This window comes from Pedobacter africanus (genome assembly GCF_040548825.1).
Taxonomy (GTDB): Bacteria; Bacteroidota; Bacteroidia; order Sphingobacteriales; family Sphingobacteriaceae; genus Pedobacter; species Pedobacter africanus_A.
This window is the reverse complement of sequence record NZ_JBEPSL010000001.1, coordinates 1,739,857-1,761,612: the sequence shown is the minus strand read 5'-3', so window position 1 is coordinate 1,761,612 and position 21,756 is coordinate 1,739,857. Positions and strand designations below refer to the sequence as shown.

Annotated in this window: 17 protein-coding genes; 7 read left to right on the top strand and 10 right to left on the bottom strand. The window is 42.2% G+C overall.

Going from position 1 to position 21,756, the window contains the following annotated elements:
• Positions 1-47: 47 nt before the first annotated feature.
• Together ABIE26_RS07120 and lysA are read left to right on the top strand one after the other, a co-directional pair.
• Entirely contained in the window at positions 48-1,361 is a 1,314-nt protein-coding gene (locus tag ABIE26_RS07120) for an aspartate kinase (RefSeq protein WP_310138495.1), read from the top strand.
• A gap of 187 nt (positions 1,362-1,548) precedes the next feature.
• Positions 1,549-2,700 carry a diaminopimelate decarboxylase gene (lysA, locus tag ABIE26_RS07115; RefSeq protein WP_310138497.1) on the top strand — a complete coding sequence of 384 codons (1,152 nt, stop codon included), beginning with the start codon at positions 1,549-1,551 and terminating at the stop codon, positions 2,698-2,700.
• Between the two features lie 37 nt (positions 2,701-2,737).
• On the opposite strand, the gene ABIE26_RS07110 is transcribed toward lysA, so the two are convergent.
• Positions 2,738-3,118, bottom strand: coding sequence for an SRPBCC domain-containing protein (locus ABIE26_RS07110; protein ID WP_084240186.1), 381 nt, complete (start codon positions 3,116-3,118; stop codon positions 2,738-2,740).
• Positions 3,119-3,120: 2 nt separating this feature from the next.
• On the bottom strand, positions 3,121-4,311 hold the full coding sequence (locus ABIE26_RS07105; protein WP_310138500.1) for an acyl-CoA dehydrogenase family protein: 1,191 nt from the start codon (positions 4,309-4,311) through the stop codon (positions 3,121-3,123).
• A 102-nt stretch (positions 4,312-4,413) separates the two neighbouring features.
• Between ABIE26_RS07105 and ABIE26_RS07100 the strand changes: the two genes are divergently transcribed.
• The gene (locus ABIE26_RS07100) at positions 4,414-4,788 is read left to right on the top strand and encodes a dihydroneopterin aldolase (RefSeq protein WP_310138502.1); all 375 of its coding nucleotides are present in this window, start codon (positions 4,414-4,416) and stop codon (positions 4,786-4,788) included.
• Here ABIE26_RS07100 and ABIE26_RS07095 read toward each other — a convergent pair.
• Positions 4,785-5,273 (bottom strand): acyl-CoA thioesterase, encoded by a 489-nt coding sequence (locus ABIE26_RS07095; RefSeq protein ID WP_310138504.1) that lies wholly within the window; start codon positions 5,271-5,273, stop codon positions 4,785-4,787. The genes ABIE26_RS07100 and ABIE26_RS07095 overlap by 4 nt on opposite strands.
• An 87-nt stretch (positions 5,274-5,360) precedes the next feature.
• Here ABIE26_RS07095 and ABIE26_RS07090 point away from each other — a divergent pair, with 87 nt between their 5' ends.
• Both ABIE26_RS07090 and ABIE26_RS07085 read left to right on the top strand, forming a co-directional pair.
• Positions 5,361-5,795 carry an Hsp20/alpha crystallin family protein gene (locus tag ABIE26_RS07090; protein WP_084240190.1) on the top strand — a complete coding sequence of 145 codons (435 nt, stop codon included), beginning with the start codon at positions 5,361-5,363 and terminating at the stop codon, positions 5,793-5,795.
• A gap of 164 nt (positions 5,796-5,959) precedes the next feature.
• On the top strand, positions 5,960-7,303 hold the full coding sequence (locus ABIE26_RS07085) for a TlpA family protein disulfide reductase (RefSeq protein ID WP_310138508.1): 1,344 nt from the start codon (positions 5,960-5,962) through the stop codon (positions 7,301-7,303).
• 25 nt (positions 7,304-7,328) lie between these two features.
• Here ABIE26_RS07085 and ABIE26_RS07080 read toward each other — a convergent pair whose 3' ends face one another.
• From ABIE26_RS07080 to ABIE26_RS07055, 6 genes are all read right to left on the bottom strand, one after another.
• Entirely contained in the window at positions 7,329-8,873 is a 1,545-nt protein-coding gene (locus ABIE26_RS07080) for a serine/threonine protein kinase (protein WP_310138511.1), read from the bottom strand.
• Positions 8,874-8,879: 6 nt separating this feature from the next.
• Positions 8,880-9,677: an FHA domain-containing protein gene (locus tag ABIE26_RS07075; protein WP_310138512.1), complete on the bottom strand. Its 798-nt coding sequence runs from the start codon at positions 9,675-9,677 to the stop codon at positions 8,880-8,882.
• Between the two features lie 7 nt (positions 9,678-9,684).
• Positions 9,685-13,674, bottom strand: a complete 3,990-nt coding sequence (locus ABIE26_RS07070; RefSeq protein WP_310138515.1) for an FtsW/RodA/SpoVE family cell cycle protein — start codon at positions 13,672-13,674, stop codon at positions 9,685-9,687.
• A gap of 1 nt (position 13,675) precedes the next feature.
• A complete protein-coding gene (locus ABIE26_RS07065; RefSeq protein ID WP_310138517.1) occupies positions 13,676-15,055 on the bottom strand; it encodes a PP2C family protein-serine/threonine phosphatase in 1,380 nt (459 codons plus the stop codon).
• 94 nt (positions 15,056-15,149) lie between these two features.
• A complete protein-coding gene (locus ABIE26_RS07060) occupies positions 15,150-16,100 on the bottom strand; it encodes a hypothetical protein (RefSeq protein ID WP_310138518.1) in 951 nt (316 codons plus the stop codon).
• Positions 16,101-16,263: 163 nt separating this feature from the next.
• Entirely contained in the window at positions 16,264-17,655 is a 1,392-nt protein-coding gene (locus ABIE26_RS07055; protein WP_008246064.1) for an arginine decarboxylase, read from the bottom strand.
• A gap of 102 nt (positions 17,656-17,757) precedes the next feature.
• Between ABIE26_RS07055 and ABIE26_RS07050 the strand changes: the two genes are divergently transcribed.
• A complete protein-coding gene (locus ABIE26_RS07050; RefSeq protein ID WP_310138524.1) occupies positions 17,758-18,708 on the top strand; it encodes an arginase in 951 nt (316 codons plus the stop codon).
• 23 nt (positions 18,709-18,731) lie between these two features.
• Positions 18,732-20,513: an arginine--tRNA ligase gene (argS, locus tag ABIE26_RS07045; RefSeq protein ID WP_310138525.1), complete on the top strand. Its 1,782-nt coding sequence runs from the start codon at positions 18,732-18,734 to the stop codon at positions 20,511-20,513.
• Positions 20,514-20,555: 42 nt separating this feature from the next.
• Here the strand turns inward: argS and ABIE26_RS07040 are convergent, their stop codons facing one another.
• Positions 20,556-21,689: an AI-2E family transporter gene (locus ABIE26_RS07040; protein WP_310138528.1), complete on the bottom strand. Its 1,134-nt coding sequence runs from the start codon at positions 21,687-21,689 to the stop codon at positions 20,556-20,558.
• Positions 21,690-21,756: the final 67 nt, after the last annotated feature.

Genomic DNA, 21,756 nt, shown 5'->3' with positions numbered 1-21,756 from the left:
ACGGAAAGCCAAGCTTTCGGACCATTAAAAAACAACAAAAACAAATTATGAAAGTATTAAAGTTTGGAGGTACTTCTGTAGGAAGCCCTGAGCGCATGAAAAAATTGCTGGATATCATTAATCCTGCAGAAGAACAAATTGTAGTGTTATCGGCCGTGTCCGGTACCACCAATAGTTTAGTAGAAATTTCAGCCAAACTTTTAAAGGAAGATAAACAGGAGGCGTTAACCCTGATTAACGCATTACATCAGAAATATAACGACTTTGTAGCAGAGCTTTTAACTGAAGGCGAATATCGTGAGCAAGGTCAGGAGGTGGTTGATTATCACTTTAAATTTTTAAATACACTGGCTAATGATATTTTCACTTCAGTAGAAGAGAAAGTTGTGCTGGCGCAGGGCGAATTGTTGTCGACAACCTTGTACCACATTTATTTAAAATCTATAGGTGTCCCTTCAGTATTGCTGCCGGCACTTGATTTTATGAAGATTGATGAAGACAATGAGCCTGATGTTCCTTTTTCAACCAAACACCTTAAACCTATACTGGAACAGCATAAGGGAAATAAACTATTCATTACCCAAGGCTTTATTTGCAGAAACAGCTTTGGTGAAGTAGATAATCTGCGCCGTGGGGGGAGTGATTATACTGCGTCTTTAATAGGTGCTGCTATTCTGGCAGAGGAAGTACAGATCTGGACCGATATTGATGGTATGCACAACAATGATCCAAGGATAGTTAAAGGTACAAAGCCGATTGCACATCTTTCATTCGACGAAGCAGCAGAGCTTGCTTATTTTGGTGCCAAGATACTGCACCCGCAATCTGTTTTTCCGGCTCAGAAGTATAAGATCCCGGTGCGTTTATTGAATACGATGGAGCCTAAAGCTGCAGGAACAGTAATTTCCACGGAAAGCGAAAAAGGAAAAATTAAATCTATCGCAGCTAAAGATGGAATTACCGCCATTAAAATCCAATCGAGCCGGATGTTACTGGCTTATGGCTTTTTAAGACGGGTATTTGAAATATTTGAAAGATATAAAACACCTATAGATATGATCACCACTTCTGAGGTAGCGGTTTCCCTGACAGTTGATTTTACCGATAACCTGGATAAAATCATTGAAGAACTGCATGCTTTTGGTACAGTAGAAGTGGACAACAACCAATCGATTGTTTGTGTGGTGGGCGATTTTAGTGCGGAAAAGCATGGCTATGCTGCCCGTGTACTTGATGCGATTAAACACATTCCGTTAAGGATGATCTCTTATGGGGGAAGTAACTACAACATCTCGTTGCTCATTAACACGGCCGATAAAACTGAAGCTTTAAAAAGCCTGCATAACAGATTATTTGAATAGGGAGTAGGATTACTTCCTTTTGATCCATACCAGGATCCCAATAAGAATAAAAATGAGTACGATGAAGAACCTGATTCTACGGTCGTACTCTTTTTTATTGATTTTATGATTTCTGAGGTCGATGTAATTGCCAACGTAAATCAGACCCAGGATAATTACAAAAATTATAACAAGATACTTAAACATTATGTTCTCTGATAAAGATATATCGCGCTTCGCAAACTTAGAAACCCCTTTCTATTATTACGACCTTAGCCTGTTGCAAAACACGTTAAAAACCTGCGCTGACGCTGCTAAGTTATACAATTTTCATGTGCATTATGCCATGAAAGCTAACTTCAATCCCGTTGTATTGCAAAAAATTAAAACAACAGGTTTTGGTGCCGACTGTGTAAGTGGAGGAGAGGTAAGTAAAGCCCTTGAATCTGGTTTTAACAAAAGCCAGATTGTATTTGCCGGCGTTGGAAAATCAGATAAAGAGATTAACCTGGCGCTGGATGAGGATATATTCTGCTTTAATGTAGAGTCTGTTCAGGAGCTGGAGGTGATCAATGAACTCGCCGCAAAAAAGGGTAAAAAGGCAAAAGTAGCAATCCGGATTAACCCTAATGTGGATGCACATACCCATCATAACATTACTACGGGGTTGGACGAAAATAAGTTTGGTGTAAACTCCTGGGACCTTCCTCAGTGTGCGGAAACCTTAAAGGCATCTGCAAACCTGGAATTTATAGGCATACATTTTCATATCGGATCGCAGATTACTAACCTTGATGTATATAAAAACCTGTGTGTACGTGTTAACGAATTTGGTTTGTGGTTTGAAGAGCGGGGTTTTACAGTCAAAGTGTTAAATGTTGGCGGTGGATTGGGAATTGATTATCACCATCCTGACCAGCAGGTTCCGGATTTTGGTAATTATTTTAAGATCTTTTCTGATTTTCTGGAAATCAGGATCGGACAGGAAGTACATTTTGAACTGGGAAGGGCCCTGGTGGGGCAGTCAGCATCGCTCATCAGCAGGGTATTGTATGTGAAAAATGGTAAAAAGAAGAATTTTGTAGTTCTGGATGCAGGAATGACTGAGTTGATGCGGCCAGCCTTGTACCAGGCTTATCATAAAATAGAAAACCTTAGCCGTGGTAAACAGGTGGCTTTAAAATACGATATTGTAGGGCCTATCTGTGAAAGCACGGATTGCTTTGGAAAAGAAGTAGAGCAGCCTGAAACCTTTAGAGGTGATCTGTACGCCATCAGAAGTGCCGGGGCCTATGGTGAAGTGATGGCTTCAAAATACAACCTTCGGGACGAGATCAAGTCTGTTTATAGCGAAGACTAGTTTATATTAAAATAAGCAGGTACAGATTGATACCTGCTTATTCTTCAAAAAAATCCAGTAAACCACCCAGGTAGTACTCATTTATACCTGCAGTAAACTCATCAAAGTCGGCATCCGGAATATTTGTCTGCACAAATTCCAGCGAAGTTCCTTTTTTGTCTGCATGTAATTTAATGGTAACAATCGAAGGCTCGCTGTCCTCCCCAAAATACCATTGCTGTACAATCTTTTTTCCATAATCAAATTCCAGGTTCTTCCCTACAATATCTCCATCCCAAAAGGAGAACTCGGTACCGGGCTCTTCTGTAAACTCAACCTCAGCGCCTGTCCACAACTGTATGCTCTGTGCTTTTGTTAGTGCCCAGTATACTTCTTCAGGAGGGGCTGGGATCTGATAATATTTTTTAAACGTCTTCATATTTATTTAAATGCATTTAAGCCTGTCACATCCATTCCCGTAATCAAAAGATGAATGTCGTGTGTACCTTCATAAGTGACTACCGATTCCAGGTTCATCATATGGCGCATAATGGAATACTCGCCGGTTATTCCCATGCCCCCGAGCATCTGCCGGGCATTGCGGGCAATATCCAGTGCAATTTCAACACTGTTTCTTTTTGCCATAGATATCTGTTCGGGAGTAGCCCTATTTTCACTTTTAAGAACCCCCAGGCGCCACACCAATAGCTGAGCCTTAGTGATTTCGGTAACCATTTCGGCCAGTTTCTTCTGCTGAAGCTGGAAAGCACCAATAGGTTTGCCAAACTGGATCCGCTCTTTGGAATAACGTAAGGCGGTATCGTAACAATCCATAGCTGCACCCAGCGCACCCCAGGCTATGCCATAACGCGCCTGATTTAAACAACCCAGCGGCCCTTTTAACCCGGTAATGTCAGGGAATATATTTTCTTTAGGAACTTTTACATTGTCAAAAACCAATTCTCCGGTTGCTGAAGCCCTTAAACTCCACTTGTTGTGTGTCTCGGGAGTAGTAAAACCCGCCATACCACGCTCTACAACCATCCCCCTGATCTTACCGGCTTCATCCTTGGCCCAAACCACAGCAATATCAGCAAAAGGGGCATTAGATATCCACATTTTTGCGCCGTTAAGCAGATAATGATCGCCTTTGTCTTTAATATTGGTTACCATTCCACCCGGATTGGATCCATGATCAGGTTCGGTCAAACCAAAACAGCCCATCAGTTCACCGGTCGCCAGTTTAGGTAAATATTTTTTGCGCTGCTCTTCTGTGCCGTAGGCATAGATAGGATACATAACCAGTGAGCCCTGTACAGAGGCGGTAGACCTGATACCGGAATCCCCACGTTCAATTTCCTGCATCAATATGCCGTAAGCAGTATAGTCTAAACCTGCACCACCATATTCAACCGGAATGGTAGGGCCAAAAGCACCTATTTCTCCCAGTCCTTTGATAATATGTTTCGGAAATTCTGCTCTCTGGGCATAATCCTCGATAATCGGGCTTACTTCTTTTTTTACCCAATCCCTTGCCGTTGAACGGATCAGCTTATGTTCTTCAGATAACAATTCATCCAGAAAATAATAATCAGGGGCTTCATAAAGGTCTTTTTTGGCAGATTTATTCATGGTTTACACTATATTTGATCCAGCAATATCGGCTGTCCTTCCAAAGGTAATAAATTCGGATTAGGGGCTGATTAAAACCTCGTAAAAAATAAATATTCAGAGATGCCCCAGGAACATAATTACCTTCAAACTGTCGCCTTAAAAGATGTTAAATGTTTTGCCCTACATGGTTATTATCCTGAAGAGCAGCTTACCGGGATTTATTTTACGGTAGACATTACAGTTGAATTTATTCCTTATGGCGATACCGAGAACCTGCAGCACACTGTTAATTATGAAGTTCTGAATACGATTATACTGGAAGAAATGGCCAGGACGCAAAAGATGCTGGAAACTGTGATCAGAAATATTATAGACCGGACAATAGCTGCTTATCCTTTTATTTTAACTGCTGTGGTTGGTATCAGGAAGTTGAATCCGCCAATGCCCGGGCAAATCGGCCATTCTTTTGTACAACTCAGTTATAAAGCTGCTTAGGGTTCAAGCTGTTCAAACGAAATCATACGCTCTTTTTCCTCTTTTGGAATGGGGAATGAACTTTTTGATGCATAATCGAACGCCACGCAGATAGTTTTACCTTTATTGCACACCTGCTCCTGACCATTTACCAGTTTAACCAGCAGGTACTCCAGATCGAAGCTGCTCTTGCCGATCCTGGAGGTACGTACGTACATACTGATCTTATCTTCTATAAAAACAGGTAAAATATAGTCTAATGTTGCCTGAGCAATGACTACTCCGGTTTTTTTCCAGTCCCATTGTATAGCGTGATTCCAATATTTTGCCCGGGCAATCTCCATATAGGTAAAGTACACTGCATTGTTTACATGGCCCATCATGTCGAAATCTGCAAACCGGGTTTCAATTACAGTTTTATACTTAAAACTGTCTAAAGTGCTTATTGAATCTGTCTTTTTGTCTTGATTTTTGTTTTTGTTGCGCCAAAATGTCTTGAATATCATAAAAAATGGGGTTGGTATGGGAGTTGAACAAAGGGTTAGTATACAAATTAGTAAAACATAAAAAACTTAAAATAGGAGAAAACAACAATGACACTAGTAAAATTCAACAACAGAACCAGGAACACTGCACCTTACTTTAACAATGTTTTCGATTCATTGTTTAGTGAAGCGCTAAATAAAAACTTAACTATAAATAAAGTGCCAGGCGTAAATATCTTAGAATCTGAAAGCGATTATAAAATTGAACTGGCTGCTCCAGGCCTTACAAAAGAAGATTTTCAAATTAACCTGAAAAAAGACACGCTTTCGGTTTGGGCTGAGAAAAAAACAACCGAAACTGAAGAGAAAAAAGATTACACCAGAAAAGAATTTGATTACTACTCTTTCGCCCGGTCATTTGTGTTGCCTGAAAGTGTGGATGCAGAGAAAATTAGTGCCGAGTATGTAAATGGCATCTTAAACATTACCATTGGTAAAAAAGATGAATCAAAATCGGCCGCTAAAGAAATAAAGGTTTCATAATTGGTTAGTTTGTTTTAAGGTGATAGGGGCCTGTCGGAAGACGGCCCTTATTTTTTTGCAAATTTATTTTACCAGCCGGTAGTCCTGTTTGGGGTTTTACGCTTCTTAAAGGTTAGGTATATAAACAGGTTTTGTATACTTTTATCTTAACTAAACACCATAAAATGACTAAAAGATTAAGTTCATTGTTTGCCTTTTGCCTGTTATTAACTTTTACAGCAATGGCGCAGAGGAAAGCAGAGTGGGTTCACCTGAAGGGGGAACTCAAAAATTTCAGTAACCAGGTGCAGATCGAAGACCTGTCTGAGTTCCAGTATTTATTGCCGCCCACAACAGACCGCCTCATTGTTCCGGATGCACAGCAACGCTTCGATATAAAATTTAAGCTGGCTGCACCGAATTATTTCAGACTGGGTCGGAATATCCTTTACCTGAGTCCGGGCGATGACATGGAAGTATCGGTTGATTATAGCAACAACACCATCTCAACCTTTAAGGGTAAAGGTGCTGCAGCAAACGAATATTTAAGAAATACACCTTTTCCTAAGGGAGGGTCATTTATTGAAGGTGGTAAAAACATAAAGGAAACACAGGAAGCTACCATTGCCACAGTTGAAGCACTTGCTACTGCAAGGACAAAAGAACTGGCCGCTACTAAAAACATATCTCCGGAATTCAGACGATTGGAGAATGCAAGGATTAATGCTGATCTGATCAACAGTCTTTATAGTGGTGAAAACTATGGCACTTATATGCTGAGGCTAAAGGACGAAAAAGCAAAAGCTTATACCGAATCGTATATGAAAGCCATAGCACCTAAAGTGGCATTATACAGCAAGAACTTTGTTGATGCCTCTTTAATGAAACTGGTGGTGTATCGCGACATTGCAGATGAACTGGTTAAACACGGCGGAAAAGCCGCCGACGTACAACAAATTAAAGATTGGTATAGTGCCTATTCGCTGGTAAGGGAAATGCAGAAGGGAAACGACAAATCAAAACTAAATGATTTTAAACCTAAGCTAGCTGCCATTAAAACCCCTGGTTATAGAATTGCTTCGACCCAAATGCTTTCCCAGTTAATGGCATTTGGAAAAGGGGATACCCCAATTGATTTTGTTGCAAAAGATATTGAGGGGAAAAGCGTAAGCTTAAGCAGTCTGAAGGGCAAAGTAATTTATATCGACCTCTGGGCCATTTGGTGCGGACCATGCATGGAAGAAATGCCCCATTTCGAAAAGCTAAAAGATAAATATAAAGACAATCCCGAAGTAGCTTTCGTTTCCTTATCCATTGATGATACAGAAGCTCCCTGGAAGGCCAGTGTGGTTGCACGTAAAGCGACGGGACTGCAATGGAACATCAACAGAAACAAATTGCAGCCCTATAACATTGTAGGTATCCCAAGGATCCTGCTAATAAGCAAAGATTTTAAAATGGCGGATATGAATGCAGCACTCCCTTCAGACGCAAAAGCAATAGCAGCCATCGATAAACTGCTGAATTAAAAATATTGAGGGAATAGGCCCGGGCCTATTCCTTTACTTCTTTCAGGTCGTTTTTATTCAGCCAGCCTTTGGTGGTTTGTCCATCTTTATTGGTATGGGTTACATAAATGAAACCATTTTGTTCATCTATTACATTAAATTTGGCGTTACTCCATAAACCCAATACACCATTTCTTGGAGCATCTCCACTTGCAGCTTCATAAAAATAGACTGTACCTTTGGGCAGCAAGTATTTTTTTCCGCCACTCTGGATCACTGTTTCCTTATTCTCTTTTGCCTGCGCCTCTGCCTGTGCACGTTTGGCCGAAGCAGCTATTTGTGCCTCGTATTCTTTTCTCAGGCTGTCGATCTCTGCTTTCTGAGCTACGGTATCAATGGCAATGGGCTGAACCTGAGCAGTGGTATCAGGCTGGTATATAGGTTCACGAGCGGTAGTATCTACAGGTGCAAGCACTGATGAATCTGCAGCAATTACTTTATTCAAATGTTCACCTTTGAGGAACAGTCCATATGCCGAAAGCATTCCCAGGATGACAATGGACAGGATCATGATGGCAAAAACAGATTTTGACAGCCTTACCTGGCCAGGAATGGTCTCAGCAGCTGAATTTTTCTGTGGGAATGCTGGAACTGGAGTTACCACCGCTTCAGCAGTTTTAACAGTTACGGAGGCCCGGTGCATGATTGCCTCCTGCAAAGCCTCTCCATTTGCATATCTTTTTTCAGGTGCTTTTTCCAGGCATTTCATTATCACCTGCAACAGCCAGGCCGGAACATCCATTTCTTTTTGCTTCTTTGCTTCATCCCAGCTCTGCGGCAGACGGTTCCTGCGCAAGACCAGTACATCGGGTACCTGGCTTTCCATATGCGCAAGCATTACCTGATTGCGTGTGCTCTCGTTTTTATTGATCAACGGAAATGGTACTGTACCTGCCAGCAATTCATATAGAATGATGCCATAACTGTATATGTCCGTCTGGAAGAACATTTCCCCATCATGTTGTTCCGGTGCCATAAACTCAACCGCACCTGCATGGCGGAGACTGGTCCTGCGCTGTTCATCAGACATTACAGCCAGACCAAAATCAAGCAACACGTAGTTACCGGTTTCTGTATTGAATTTCACGTTATTGCTTTTGATATCGCCATGTTTAATTCCAACACGATGACAGTGCGAAAGTGCATTTGCAAGCTGCTCAGCAAGCTTAATGGTCTCCTGAATGCTGAAAACAGGAGTATGTGGCGGCATCAAAAGTTTTTCAAGATCAGGCCCCTCGATATACTCCATTTCAATAAAAGGGAAGGAGCCGCTTTCGGTAAGCCCCGATCCCAATATTTTAACCACGTTGGGGTTTGGTACCTCGTTTACCTTTTTCAATTTCTCCACCTCATTCTTAAACCTGATGAAGTTTTTATCCTCTTCGCTTTCTGTATGAATTGGTGTAGGCATAATTTTTACCGCCGTAATGATGGTTCCAATTCTTTTCCCCTTATATACAGAACCCTGTCCGCCGGTACTCAAAGCACCCAGGTTTTCTAATCCTTCCGTTATTGTAAAAACTTTACTCATTTTTAATTATTGATTATAATCGGCCTCAAGATAACTAAATTCCAGCACTGCAAGTTCTCCAAGGATAATTTGGTCACCTTCCTGCAATACATGCCCCAGTTCCGCAACATTTAATTTTATGGGGTTGTGGTCTGTAACAGATCTGATTTTCACTTTATTCCTTGGCGGGATGCCGCCTTCATCTGCAAACAAAAGGAAGGAACCAGTATCTGCATCCCATTCAATATGGGCATGCTGCCGGCTGATAAATTTATTGGCTTCATTTGCACTTGCATCAGGAAAAGCGATCTGGTTAATCCTGAAAAAACCATCGCTTACCTGTACTTTATGCTCCCTTCCAATGTTGACCTTACCACCGTCTGCCGTAATTTTATAAATCCTCTTTTCAGATTCCCCGTTCAGCGTGCGGATATAGGCCGTATTGGATTTTGTAACCACGACATGTTCCGGCGTTTTAATGTGCAGGGCAACATTTAAGCCTGCAAATTTTATGGCATCCGGTGGTAGTTCTTCCATAAAAGTAACCTGCATGTTCCAACTTTCCGGCAGATCAATCGCAAAGTCATCTGCTATCCGTTGGATTTCATTTTTCAGACGAACTTCATCTTCAGCAAAAACTGCCGATTCGTACATGTATTGCTCTGCGGGCTGACAGGCAATAAAAAGGGCGAGCCCTTTAATATGCTTGCCTTCGCCGCCTTCCAGTTTTTGCAGCTCCTGTTTTATTGAAGCCAGCAACATTTCTCTTACCGCTTTAACATCCTGCGGAGGCTCCGGATTACGTTTGTTGAATAGGTTAAACATATTGTTTTTATTTTTTTAATTCCCTGGTTTCCTTTTTTACGTAGCCAAATTTTAACAATGCCGGCACAACGTGCTGTCCGGCCAGCTTTACAGCTTTACTTGAGCCCCTGGTTGATTCTATCCTGATACATACCACAATATGCCCCTTTCCATTCGCCTTAGGGGCAAAGAAAGTATACCATCCATCGTTTATCTGTTCATTTTTCCATATCCGTTCCGGGGTCCCTGTTTTACCTGCAACTTTTAATCCCAGTGTATAGGTTTTGTTTTCACTTTGTTTCAACATATATCCAGCAATCAGGTTCGCATAAAGCGGATCGTTTGCAATTTTAACAGCCGGATTAACTGAAGTTGCAGAATCACTGATTTTCAATACATATCGGTTGCCAACAAGCTTTCCTTTATTGGCCACGCCCGAAACCAGCCTGGCGACAGCTGCCGGGCTTGCGATCAGTTCTCCCTGTCCCCATGCCATACCTGAAATACCTTTTGCCCTTGTTCGTCGTATCCTTGCCGGATCATATTTAGGTTTGGTATTAAATTCTGTCTTTTGCCATAAAGCCCGCCACTTGTCTTCCTGTTTTATATTGGCAGTATCCCGGTCGTAATAGTATCCGCCAACGCCTCTTAAAAACATACCGGTTTTTAAGTACAAGGTAGCCATCTCGTCCTGCAGCTGCGCCTCGTTGGCCAATTTAATGAAGTACACGTTATTGGATTTAACCAAAGCGCGCTCCAGGTTGATCCGGCCTGTCTCATCGGGCTCAATACCCTTGGTGCGAATACGTTCGGCATAACTTACGGTAAATATCTTTTGGTCTGCAGCAGGTCCAAGCTTATTAAAAGCCGCCATCGCGGTTAACACTTTTGCTGTCGAACCCGGTGGGGTAGCAGTAGTAAAACCAAGGTCCGCAGTGGTATACCAGCCCGAGAGCTTATTTTGCGCTGAGGTGGACATATTTAACAGGTCCCAGTTTTTTACCGGCGGAAGCGGATACACCGCTGATGCCAGTACATCACCCGTTATATCTTCCATGATGACTACGGAAACCCTGCTTTTATTTACTGCCGTGTCCAACGAAATGGTGTTTTGAATAGTGGTCTGCAGCCCGGCGTCAACCGTCAACTTAATATTTCTGTTTCTTTTTTTAAACTGCTCAACATCAGTGCTGTTAATGCCGGCAAGTAAAAGTGGAACTAAAGACTTATAATCTCTTTTACTAACGGCCATTTCTTTTACTCCTCTTGGGAGAAACCTGTCTTCCTGATACTTACTGGCCTGGGTATTTAACGAAACTGCAGGTGTTTGAAAGCCCCTTAGTTCAGCTACATGTTCGTACTCTGCAAAATAACCATTGGTACTGCCGTTAAAAATGCCAGTGTTATTATCGCCTACCCAAAAAAACATTTGCTCTTCAAAAGGGTAGTAGCGGTCGACCCTTTTATGCTGGGCCGAGTCCAGGTTATAGGCAACACCTGATGCCTTTAATAGAGGCAGCTGCTTCCTGACATGTTCCGGCTTACTGGTGGCCAGAATGCGTCCGTTTCTGTCGTATAAATCGCCTGCCGCAAGTTTATTCATTAAAATAGCGATCCGTGGATTATAGCTGAACATCCGCGAGCCACTCCGGTCAGCCACAAGTGCGGGTTGCACTACCCATTTTTTATTGTGAACAATATAATTGGATACGGTGAGGGTAAGCAATAAAATGGCTATACTGGCAGCCAATAGTGCGGGTACCAGGTTGTTGTCCTGCTGTTTTGTGATATAAGCCATCTGTACCTCAGAGCCTCTGATCAGTGAAACAGAAAGTAAAAAGCCCGCTGCAAGCATATTGGCTACCAATGAAGAACCACCATAGCTGATGAAAGGCAAAGCCACGCCTGAAAGGGGTAGTGCCCCTGTAGATCCTCCGGCGATCAGCAGGAACTGTATAAATAAACTGATTCCAATTCCAGCGCATAGATAGAACAGGAAGGGAGTACCGGTTTGCCGGCCTATAATAATGGCCCGGTGCAAAAACACCAGGAACAATATAAATATCCCAATGATACCGGCCCAGCCAAATTCTTCACCGATGGCCGGCAATATCATATCCGTATGTGCTTCAGGAATAGTTTTGGCAAAACCTTCACCGATCCCCTGGCCGCTAATGCCGCCGCTTGCCATTGCCCAGATGCCATTGGCTACCTGATCGCCGCCATAAACCTCATTGTTCCAGGGGTCCTGCCAGATGGATTTTCTTTCGGCAAGCCTGTTTACAGGTCCCGGAATCAGTTTGTCCAGGTAAGGCACCTGATCGATCAGTAAAAATGCGGCCATAACCACGATAATCATTACTGCAGATTCGCTGGTTTTTTTGTTGATGATCATGAATAGCGCTATCAGCACAGCGGTTACCAATGTGGCTATCCAGATGTTCAGGAACCAGGCGCTAAAAACATAAACAATGATGGCAGTAAGCATCATCATAAAATCGCCTCTTGAGAAAGAGAACAGGATGATGAAGGTAAAACAAACCACCATGGCAGGGCCAAGATCACCGAGTACAAGGTACATCAATATCGCCATTACCATGGCAATCAGGGCAAATGAGAAAAAGAACCACCTTTTATGCCAGCTGCTATATTCAGTAATAAAACGTTCATTAGAGGCAAAGAAACCAGCCAGGAACAAAATGATGGTATATTTTACAATCTCACTGGGTTGTACACCGAACAGGTTTACCTTTACTCCGCTACCTTCGGGGCCCGTGCCAAATACGATGGTTAGCGCCAGCATGCACAATGCAGCAAGAGCCCACTGCCAGCCATTGGCCTTGCTGAAGGTATTATTCACCACAAACATCCGGTACCATCCCGAATCCACATTGAACTTGCGCAGCTTTACCGCAAGCATTAAACAGATTCCTGCAATGCCTAAACCAAAGAAGACAAGGCTATCCTTTGCCAGGAACCGGTCCCTCAAAGGATCCTGCAGGCTTAGCAAAGTGAGAAAAGAAAGGCCTGTCATGAGCATCACTACGGGCAAAATAAGCTGATCCGCTGCAGGATATTTGACACTCATTAAAAAATGGATCAAAAAGAAGCCGGCGAAGAAAGCGGCTGCAATGATCCAGTACCACTGGTTATAGACTTCAGGACTACGTACAATGAGCGACTTTTCTTTCTTAAGGATTTTGAAATCCCGGGTAGAGAATAGTTTGATGCTATGTTCCGATTGCCGAAAATTGAAACTGACATCTTTATCCAGTTCCGGAACACCTTGAGAACGACCAAATTGGAAACCAGGCTTTAAGGGTAGGACCCCATAGGATTTACCATCAGGGAGATGTGCAAATTTGTAGCTGCCGCTGGCATCAGTTCGGGTATATGCGGTAAAGTCATTTATTACGGTATCTTCTATTCCGGAAATGTCCTGGGGGAGTATCATTTTCAAACGCAATAATACCCCTGCTACAGGCCTATCTGCGGTATCGGTTATTTTCCCGCCGATGCTGTAATTTCCCCGGGCAAAATCCTGCTGTGCGGGAACTTGTCTCGGCTGGCGCCCTTCCTGCTTATAAGCCAGGGAATCGGAGCCTGTAAAACCAAGCAAAAGCCGGGAAGCGAGCACCCGTTCTTTAAAGTTCTTTCCACCCAGCGTATAGGCTTGGTCGGCAGATACAAAAAAATTGCGTTTATTCAGTTCACCGATATTGTCAATTGGCGCTTTATGCAGGGCGGTACTTTGATTTACCACCTTTTCAATCAGGTCTACATCTTTTTTATCCTCAAAATAATAGCCTTTCGTCAGTAAAGTTCTGATATGTTTCCCAGGGGCCTGATCATTAAGATTTATCATTGTGCCATCAGCCAGACGGGCATGCACCTCTCTAAAATTCTGCTGCTGGGCAAAAAACAAGATCACAAACAAAGCGGCCAGAACCAATGAGATGAGCAGTAAAAAAATACGCTCTGCTTTTCTGCCTTGATGGTTTACTGTTGTTACTGCCATGTTAAGGTCTAGCTGCTGGAGTTAAAGAATCTGTTTTCAGGAACTTTACATCTTTCAGTAAAACACCTTTTTTTTGTAATGCGTTTACCTCCTTAAAATTTTCAAAAGTGAAATTCTCAAATAGGGAACTTTTATTGGCAGGTGCTATAAAAAAGGGCTGCCCAGTGTAACCGCTGTCGCTTTTAAACACAATATTGCTTTCGGCTTTTAAATACAGGCTATCTCTGGTAATCTGAATAGGCTTACTGATCAATACAGGTGACTTAAATAAGGAATCATCAAGGATCAATATATTCCCTCTTAATTTATTTAAAGTGTCCTGCAATTGTTCTTCCTGAGTTTTTTGGATTGTCAAAGTTGAGTCCGGTATGTTTGCGGGTACATTGGCTGGTTCTCCGGAGAACCATTTCCAGTAGAGGTAAACTGCACTGAGTAGGATAATCAGCGCAACAAACAGCAACCATGGGTTAATGCCTTTTCCTTTCTGGCCGGCTACTGGAGCGACAACAGGAGGTTGGTCTGCTTTTTCAATATCAGACGCTACAACTGGAATTGACGCTGCAGGTGATACCAATGGTGTTTTCTTTTTACTGGGCCTTGATACCGGCTTTGCTGCTTCATGTGCGAAGGAAACATTGGTATTTTTAACCAATACGGCGGTGATGTTGTCGAGTCCGCCATTTCTGTTTGCAGCGTTGATCAATTCAATTCCTTGCAGTTCCAGATCAGTTTCTTTTAACAATATCGCAGTGAGTTCCTGTTTGTTTACCATATCCGACAGGCCATCGCTGCACAGCAGAATCAGATCGCCTGGCAAAAAGGGGGAGTGCCCCATTTCCATATAGTCTTCATGCAGGCCTATGTTGCCGGCAAAGCCAAGGGCTTTATTGATTTCGTTCCGTTTGGGATGCTGCATGGCCTGTTCTTCTGTTAAACGGCCTGAATCTTCCATAAAGCCTACAAAAGACTGATCCTTAGATATTTTTATCAATGAACCATCTCTTAGCAGGTACAGCCTGGTGTCGCCCACATGTGCATAATAGAACCGATTGTTTTTGATATCAACCAGAGCCAGGGTAAGTACACAGGCCATATCTTCATGCTCCTTATTTTGTTGCCTGCCTATGATGATCTGATCGTTCGCCTCAGCAAGCGCAGCCTGCATCAGCAAAGACAGGTCACCTTCCGGTTTATTGAGCAAACGCAACAATGTTTCCCTGGCTATGGCTGCAGCTACTTCGCCGCCACTATAACCGCCCACACCATCTATCACACAGGCCATCACAAAATCGGTCTCCGCTATTCTTTCTGCAATGAAGGTATCCTCATTGTTGCTGCGTACTTTTCCGGTATCGGTTATTCCAAAATAATTTTTATCCATTCTTGCTGGTCGAATTTTTAATGGCCACAAAATGGGCGATCAACAGGATCACACATATCATTAGTAACGCTATAGACGCGATCTGTGACATAAATCAGCTTTTAAATATATTAACACCAATAATTCCATTCAATATTATCCTTGAGTTTAAAGGAAGCTCTACCCATTGCGGATCATCAGCATTGCTTCTTTCTACCAGGGCTTCATTTAGAATAGTTTTCTCACCATAGGAAGACAAATAAAATTTATCTTCTGTTTTGTTGAACCGGATGCGCAGGTGAGGGGAGTTGACCCATTCTGAAGGTATTTTAAAGATGTTTGGATCTTCTTTTATTTCTTCATTACCCGAAACGGTAATCTCATTAAATTTCATCAGGTATTCCAGTTTCTGACCGGCATAGGCTTTATCCGGCAAGGTAGTTTCAAACCTGGCCAGTAATAAATTCCCATCTTCTGCCTCGGGTTTGGTTTCAAATTTAAGGTTGGCCAGGTAGGGAATTTCGTAATAACCTTCGCTATAGAATATGAAATCCTTTAAAATCTCATTGCTGATATCGAATGTTTGGGCAAGTCCGGTTTGTCTTGGTATGAAAGTTACCCTTAAATTTTCCTGTTTTTGTGCACCATCCGGCATCAGTTTGCCAATAAAGCCTTTATCACCTTGCTTATAGTCGGGATGGGAAACAAAGCGGAATACCCATTTACTGCTGGATGGTTCCACTCTTTTGCCTATAGCTGCGTGATCATTCAGTATCTCATAGAACTTCTTTACCGATTCCTGAGCAATTAATCCAAACAAGCCGTTCTTATTGTCCATAAACATCCGGTAATCTTCAGTATTGAGGCAGATGATGAATTCGTGATAAAAAACAACGCGTTCGGCAAAAGAAAGTTCCGTAATTGATTCTTTGAATTTATCAATGATGTACTTATATACGGTATCGGGCGTAAGTGGTTCCGATTTGGCGACGGGAGCCGAATTGCTGTCACTTAAAAACCAATCCTGTATACCAATCCGCTGCCAAAAAGAAGGTTTGTCTGTCATCTATTAAATACTTTTGGTTTCGTAAAATGTTATATAACGGTAAAGCTAGCTAATTCAATATGAATAAAAGATAAGAATTTAGCAACAATTTCGCCAGAATGGAGCCATAAAAAAGCCTCCGGCTGATTTACAACCGGAGGCTTTTTACTATATTTTAAAGATCCTAGGTATAACCCAGGATCTTTAAAACCTGTTTACTGTTCTGTTCTTCGCCAAAAACTTCAAAGTTGAAAGTCTCGTCGCGGTTGCGGCGGATAATGACATGCTTGGGGCTAGGAAGCAGGCAGTGGTGTATACCGCCATATCCGCTCAACACCTCCTGATATGCCCCTGTATTAAAGAAGCCAAGATATTGCACTTTCCTGGTTTTAGGCATAAATACACTGTTCATATGCGCCTCCTGGTTATAATAATCCTGTCCATCGCAGGTAATTCCGCCAAGGTTCACCCTTTCATATTCCGCATCCCAGTTGTTGATGGGTAACAGGATGTATTTTTGGTTCAAAGCCCATACATCCGGCAGATTGGTAATGAAAGAGCCGTCTAGCATCAGCCATTTCTCCCTGTCGTTTTGTTGTTTACGACCAAGTACTTTATATAGAATGCCAGAGGCCTCAGCAACTGTATATTTTCCAAACTCGGTAATGATATCTGGTTCAACTACGTCATGTTCTGCACAGATTTCTTTGATTCGTTTTACAATTTCGTTTACCATATATTCGTAATCGAAATCAAATACCAGTGAATCTTTAAAAGGCATTCCACCACCAATATCTAAGGTATCGAGCTCCGGATTGATTTTTTTGAATTTACAATACAGGGTTACATATTTCTCGAGCTCGTTCCAGTAATAAGGTGAGTCTGTAATACCAGAATTGATAAAGAAATGCAGCAGTTTAACCCTGAAATTAGGATTAGCGGAAATTTTGTTGTTGTAAAAATCAATCACATCTTCCATCCGTACGCCTAAACGAGAGGTATAGAACTGTGAATCCGGCTGTTCCTCTGCTGCAATCCGGATGCCCAGGTTACAAGGGGTGTCCATCTCCACTTCATCGTCAAAAAGATTAAATTCTTCCTTATTGTCCAGCACCGGAATGATGTTTTTATAACCATCGTGCAGCATATCAATAATGTATTGCTTATACTGATATGTTTTAAAACCATTGCAGATCACGGTAATATCTTTTGTCAGGGCACCTTTCTTTTCCAGGGCCTCAATCATCGGCATATCGAATGCGGAAGAAGTTTCCAGGTGGATACCATTTTTTAACGCTTCCTCTACAATATGTCTGAAATGCGAACTTTTAGTGCAATAGCAGTATTTATAGTCGCCCCGATAGTTATTTTTGATAATCGCTGTCTGGAACAACAACTTGGCCTGCTGAATTTTCTTACTGATCATAGGAAGGTAAGTGAAACGCAATGGTGTGCCATAGGTTTCAATCATCTCCATCAGATTGAGGTCTTGAAAATATAATTCGTCGTCTATTACGCTGTAACCTTCCTGTGGGAAACCAACACTTAGATCAAGAAATTCGGAGTAACTCTGCATTTTTTTATTTTTGAACTATTATTTATAAGGTGTGGCAAATTAAAATAAGTTAATTTTGGGCTCAAAGATAAACACTTTATAAAATACACCCGTATTTTTTTTATGACTAAGACTTTAAAAATTATAGAAGTAAAATCTGAGATAGGTGCCGGCACGCGGGGAGCGAGTTTGGGTGTGGATGCGATCAAGATTGCGGCACTTGATTTCGGGAGCAGATTTTTTAAAAAATACAAGACAGTAGAGGTTCCTAATGAGAACCATTTGTTACTTGAGAGTACCGGGAGCCCCTTTGCAAAGCGGATTTCCGGGATACTGACCATGGTGGAGCGGGTAAGTGATGAGGTAAGTGCTACCTTAAATAAAGGTGATTTTCCAATCGTTCTGGCGGGCGATCACAGTACAGCAGCCGGTACTATTGCCGGCATTAAAGCAGTAAATCCAAAAGCAAAATTAGGTGTAATATGGATTGATGCACATGCAGATTTACATTCGCCTTACACAACGCCTTCGGGAAATATGCACGGGATGCCCCTGGCGATGGCGCTTGATGAAGACAATCTGGACGCTAAGGTGAACAAACTGGACCAGGAAACGATAAACTACTGGTATCAGTTGAAAAACGTAGGTAAAATTGCGCCTAAAATTAGCTACCGGGACCTGGTACTGATTTCTGCCCGGGATATGGAACGCCCTGAAGAGCTGCTGCTGAAAAAAAACAAGGTTAAAATTGTGACTACAGCTGAACTGCGTAAAAGAGGGGTTGAACGTACAGTTATTGAAACGCTTAAGTACCTGGAGCATTGTGATCTGATCTATGTTTCCTTTGATGTGGATTCCCTTGACCCGACTGCATCGAGAGGTACAGGCACCCCGGTAGCCCAGGGCCTTACAGAGCGTGAAGCAGGGAACCTGATGTCGCGCCTTATTACCAATCAAAAGGTATGCTGCTTTGAAATTGTAGAGGTAAACCCAACCTTAGACCGTGAAAATCAAATGGCAGAACATGCTTTTGAAATTTTAATTAAAGCTACCAATGCTTTCAGAAATGAATAGTAGATTTGGGGATTATTAGCAATATGAATATCGAACAACAAATTGTTACTACTGTAATAGCGGCAGTAAAAGACTTATACAACCAGGATTTACCAGAAAACCAGTTAACCTTACAGGATACCAGACCGGAATTTGAAGGACAACTGACACTTGTGGTTTTTCCAATCGTACGTTTCTCTAAAAAATCGCCCGAAGTAACTGCCGCAGAACTGGGTGAATATCTGGTACAGCACTTGCAGGAGGTTACCGGCTTTAATGTGATCAAAGGTTTCTTAAACCTGAGCATTGCTGATGCCTATTGGTTAAACCTGTTCAATAACAAGTTACTGGAACCTTCATTTATGGCCATTAAACCAAATGGAAAGAAGGTAATGGTTGAATATTCATCGCCTAACACCAATAAACCTCTGCACCTGGGGCATGTAAGGAATAACTTATTGGGTTATTCTGTAGCAGAGCTTCTTAAGGCTGATGGTTATGAAGTGATCAAAGTGAACCTGGTAAACGACAGGGGGATTCACATTTGTAAATCTATGCTGGCCTGGCAAAAATGGGGCAATGGGGAAACACCGGAAAGCTCTTTAATGAAAGGGGATCACCTGGTAGGGAAGTATTATGTAATTTTCGATAAGGAATATAAAAAGGAAATTGATGCTTTAAAACTGGAAGGGCAAACCGAGGAAGAAGCCAAAAAGAATGCGCCTTTAATTAAGGAAGCACAGAAAATGTTGCAGGACTGGGAAGCGGGTGTGCCTGAAGTGATTGAACTCTGGAAAAAGATGAATGGCTGGGTTTACTCTGGTTTTGAAGTTTCTTATAAGAACCTCGGTGTTGATTTCGATAAATATTATTACGAAAGTAACACCTATCTATTGGGTAAAGGAACTGTTGATGAAGGCCTGGAAAAGGGCGTTTTCTTTAAAAAGCCTGATGGCTCGGTTTGGATTGACCTGACCGAAGATGGTTTGGATCAGAAACTGGTACTGCGTGCTGACGGGACTTCCGTTTATATTACCCAGGATTTGGGTACAGCCCAGATGAAATACGACGATTTTAAAATGGATGAATCCATCTATGTAGTAGGAAACGAACAGGATTATCATTTTAAAGTTCTGTTCCTGATTTTAGAAAAGCTGGGTAAAAGTTGGGCAAAAGGCCTGCACCATCTTTCATATGGCATGGTTGATTTGCCAAGTGGAAAGATGAAATCCAGAGAAGGGACAGTAGTTGACGCCGATGACCTGGTTGCTGAAATGATAGAAACAGCAAGGGCAAAGACGGAAATACTGGGTAAAGTGAACGATTTTGAAGAGGACGAAAGAAAGGCACTCTATTATAACATTGGCTTGGGGGCATTAAAATACTTCCTGTTAAAGGTAGAGCCGAAGAAAAGATTGTTGTTTGATCCTTCAGAATCTATTGACTTCCAGGGTAACACAGGGCCTTTTATACAATATACCCATGCGAGGATCAAATCTTTATTGGGGAAAGCAGGCTATGATTTCGCTGCAAAGGGTATTGATACCGCCACCATTACGGCTACAGAGCGCGATATGATCATGCTGTTGGCCAGGTATCCTGCCGAGATCTCATCTGCAGCTAAAACTTATAGTCCGGCTACTTTAGCCAATTATTTATACGAAGTAGCTAAGATGTTCAACAAGTTTTACCATGAAGTTCCGCCGATCATTAAAGAAGAAAACGAGGCTGTAAAGCTGCACCGCCTGAATTTAAGCTTCGTTACTGCCGACGTTTTGAAACGTGGTATGCGCATTTTAGGCATTACTGTTCCGGAAAGGATGTAGGCATAAGTATTTCTGAACGCAGATAAAAACAAAAGAGAAGCGCTAATCCTTCTCTTTTGTTTTTTCTACACCAGCCTTTGCCGGTACTGTCTGTTTTTTTCTGAACGAAGCAAAGGTCATCGGGCTTTTTGACGGTCTTTCATCACCAAGCAATACGCCCCACTGTTTAAAGCTATCTGTCCTGTCGAAAATCACCTTCAAAACGGCTATAATCGGCATAGAGAGGAACATTCCGGAGACACCGGCAATACTGCCGCCAATGATTACCCCCAGGATCGCAAACAAAGCATTGATCTTTACTTTTGAACCAACTATCCTGGGCATCAGTATATTGTTGTCCAGGAACTGAACAACCGCTATCACCCCTAAAACTGTAATGACCGGCCATAATTCCGTAGAAGAGGTCAGTGTAAGCAATACGCCAATGATATTTCCTATCAAGGCGCCAACATAGGGAATAAGGTTTAAAATAGCAAAAATAACACCAATGAGCAACGCATGCTTAATTCCAACAAGCAGCAGAATCCCGCCCAGGAGAATGGTCATGTAAGTAACCTGTATCAACAAGCCTATCAGGTAATTTTTAATGATAGCTTCCGTCTCATAGATGGCTTCTTTTACCTTTGGATGGTGCGCCGGTGTAAACCACATGAAAATGAAACGTAATAAAATATCTTTGTAAAAAAGCATCAGGTAGATATAAATGGGGAGAAGGCCAAGGAATACAAAAATGGAGCTTAGCGTTACAGCAGCTCCGCTTGCGGCCTTTCCTGCCATCGCCAGCAGATCATCGCTCTTTTCTGTAATGAACTTCATTTGTTCGGTTGTAGAAACATGACTGATGGTGCTAAACCATTCGCTGAGCGATTTTAAATGGGTGTTGACATTACTTTTTATCTGGGGGAAATCTGCAGCCAAAACCCCGATCTGAGCAGAGAAGAACCAGACGATTGCTCCCACAAAAATAACAACAAGCAAGATCGGAAGGATAATAGCGGCTATTTCCGGAAACTTATATTTCCTTAAGAAACGAAATACAGGGAGGAGGACGATACTAATGAAAAATGCCATAATGACTGGCATGATGATGTCTTTTCCTATGACCAGGATTGCGCCAACAAGGGCAATTCCAAGGAGTTCGATTGACCGTCGGACGGTTAGGGGCATGTCTTTCATTCGTAATTTGTTTGTTTTTCAAGAGGTAAACAGTAAAAGGTATCAAATGTTTGGCTAGTTTTGTGCC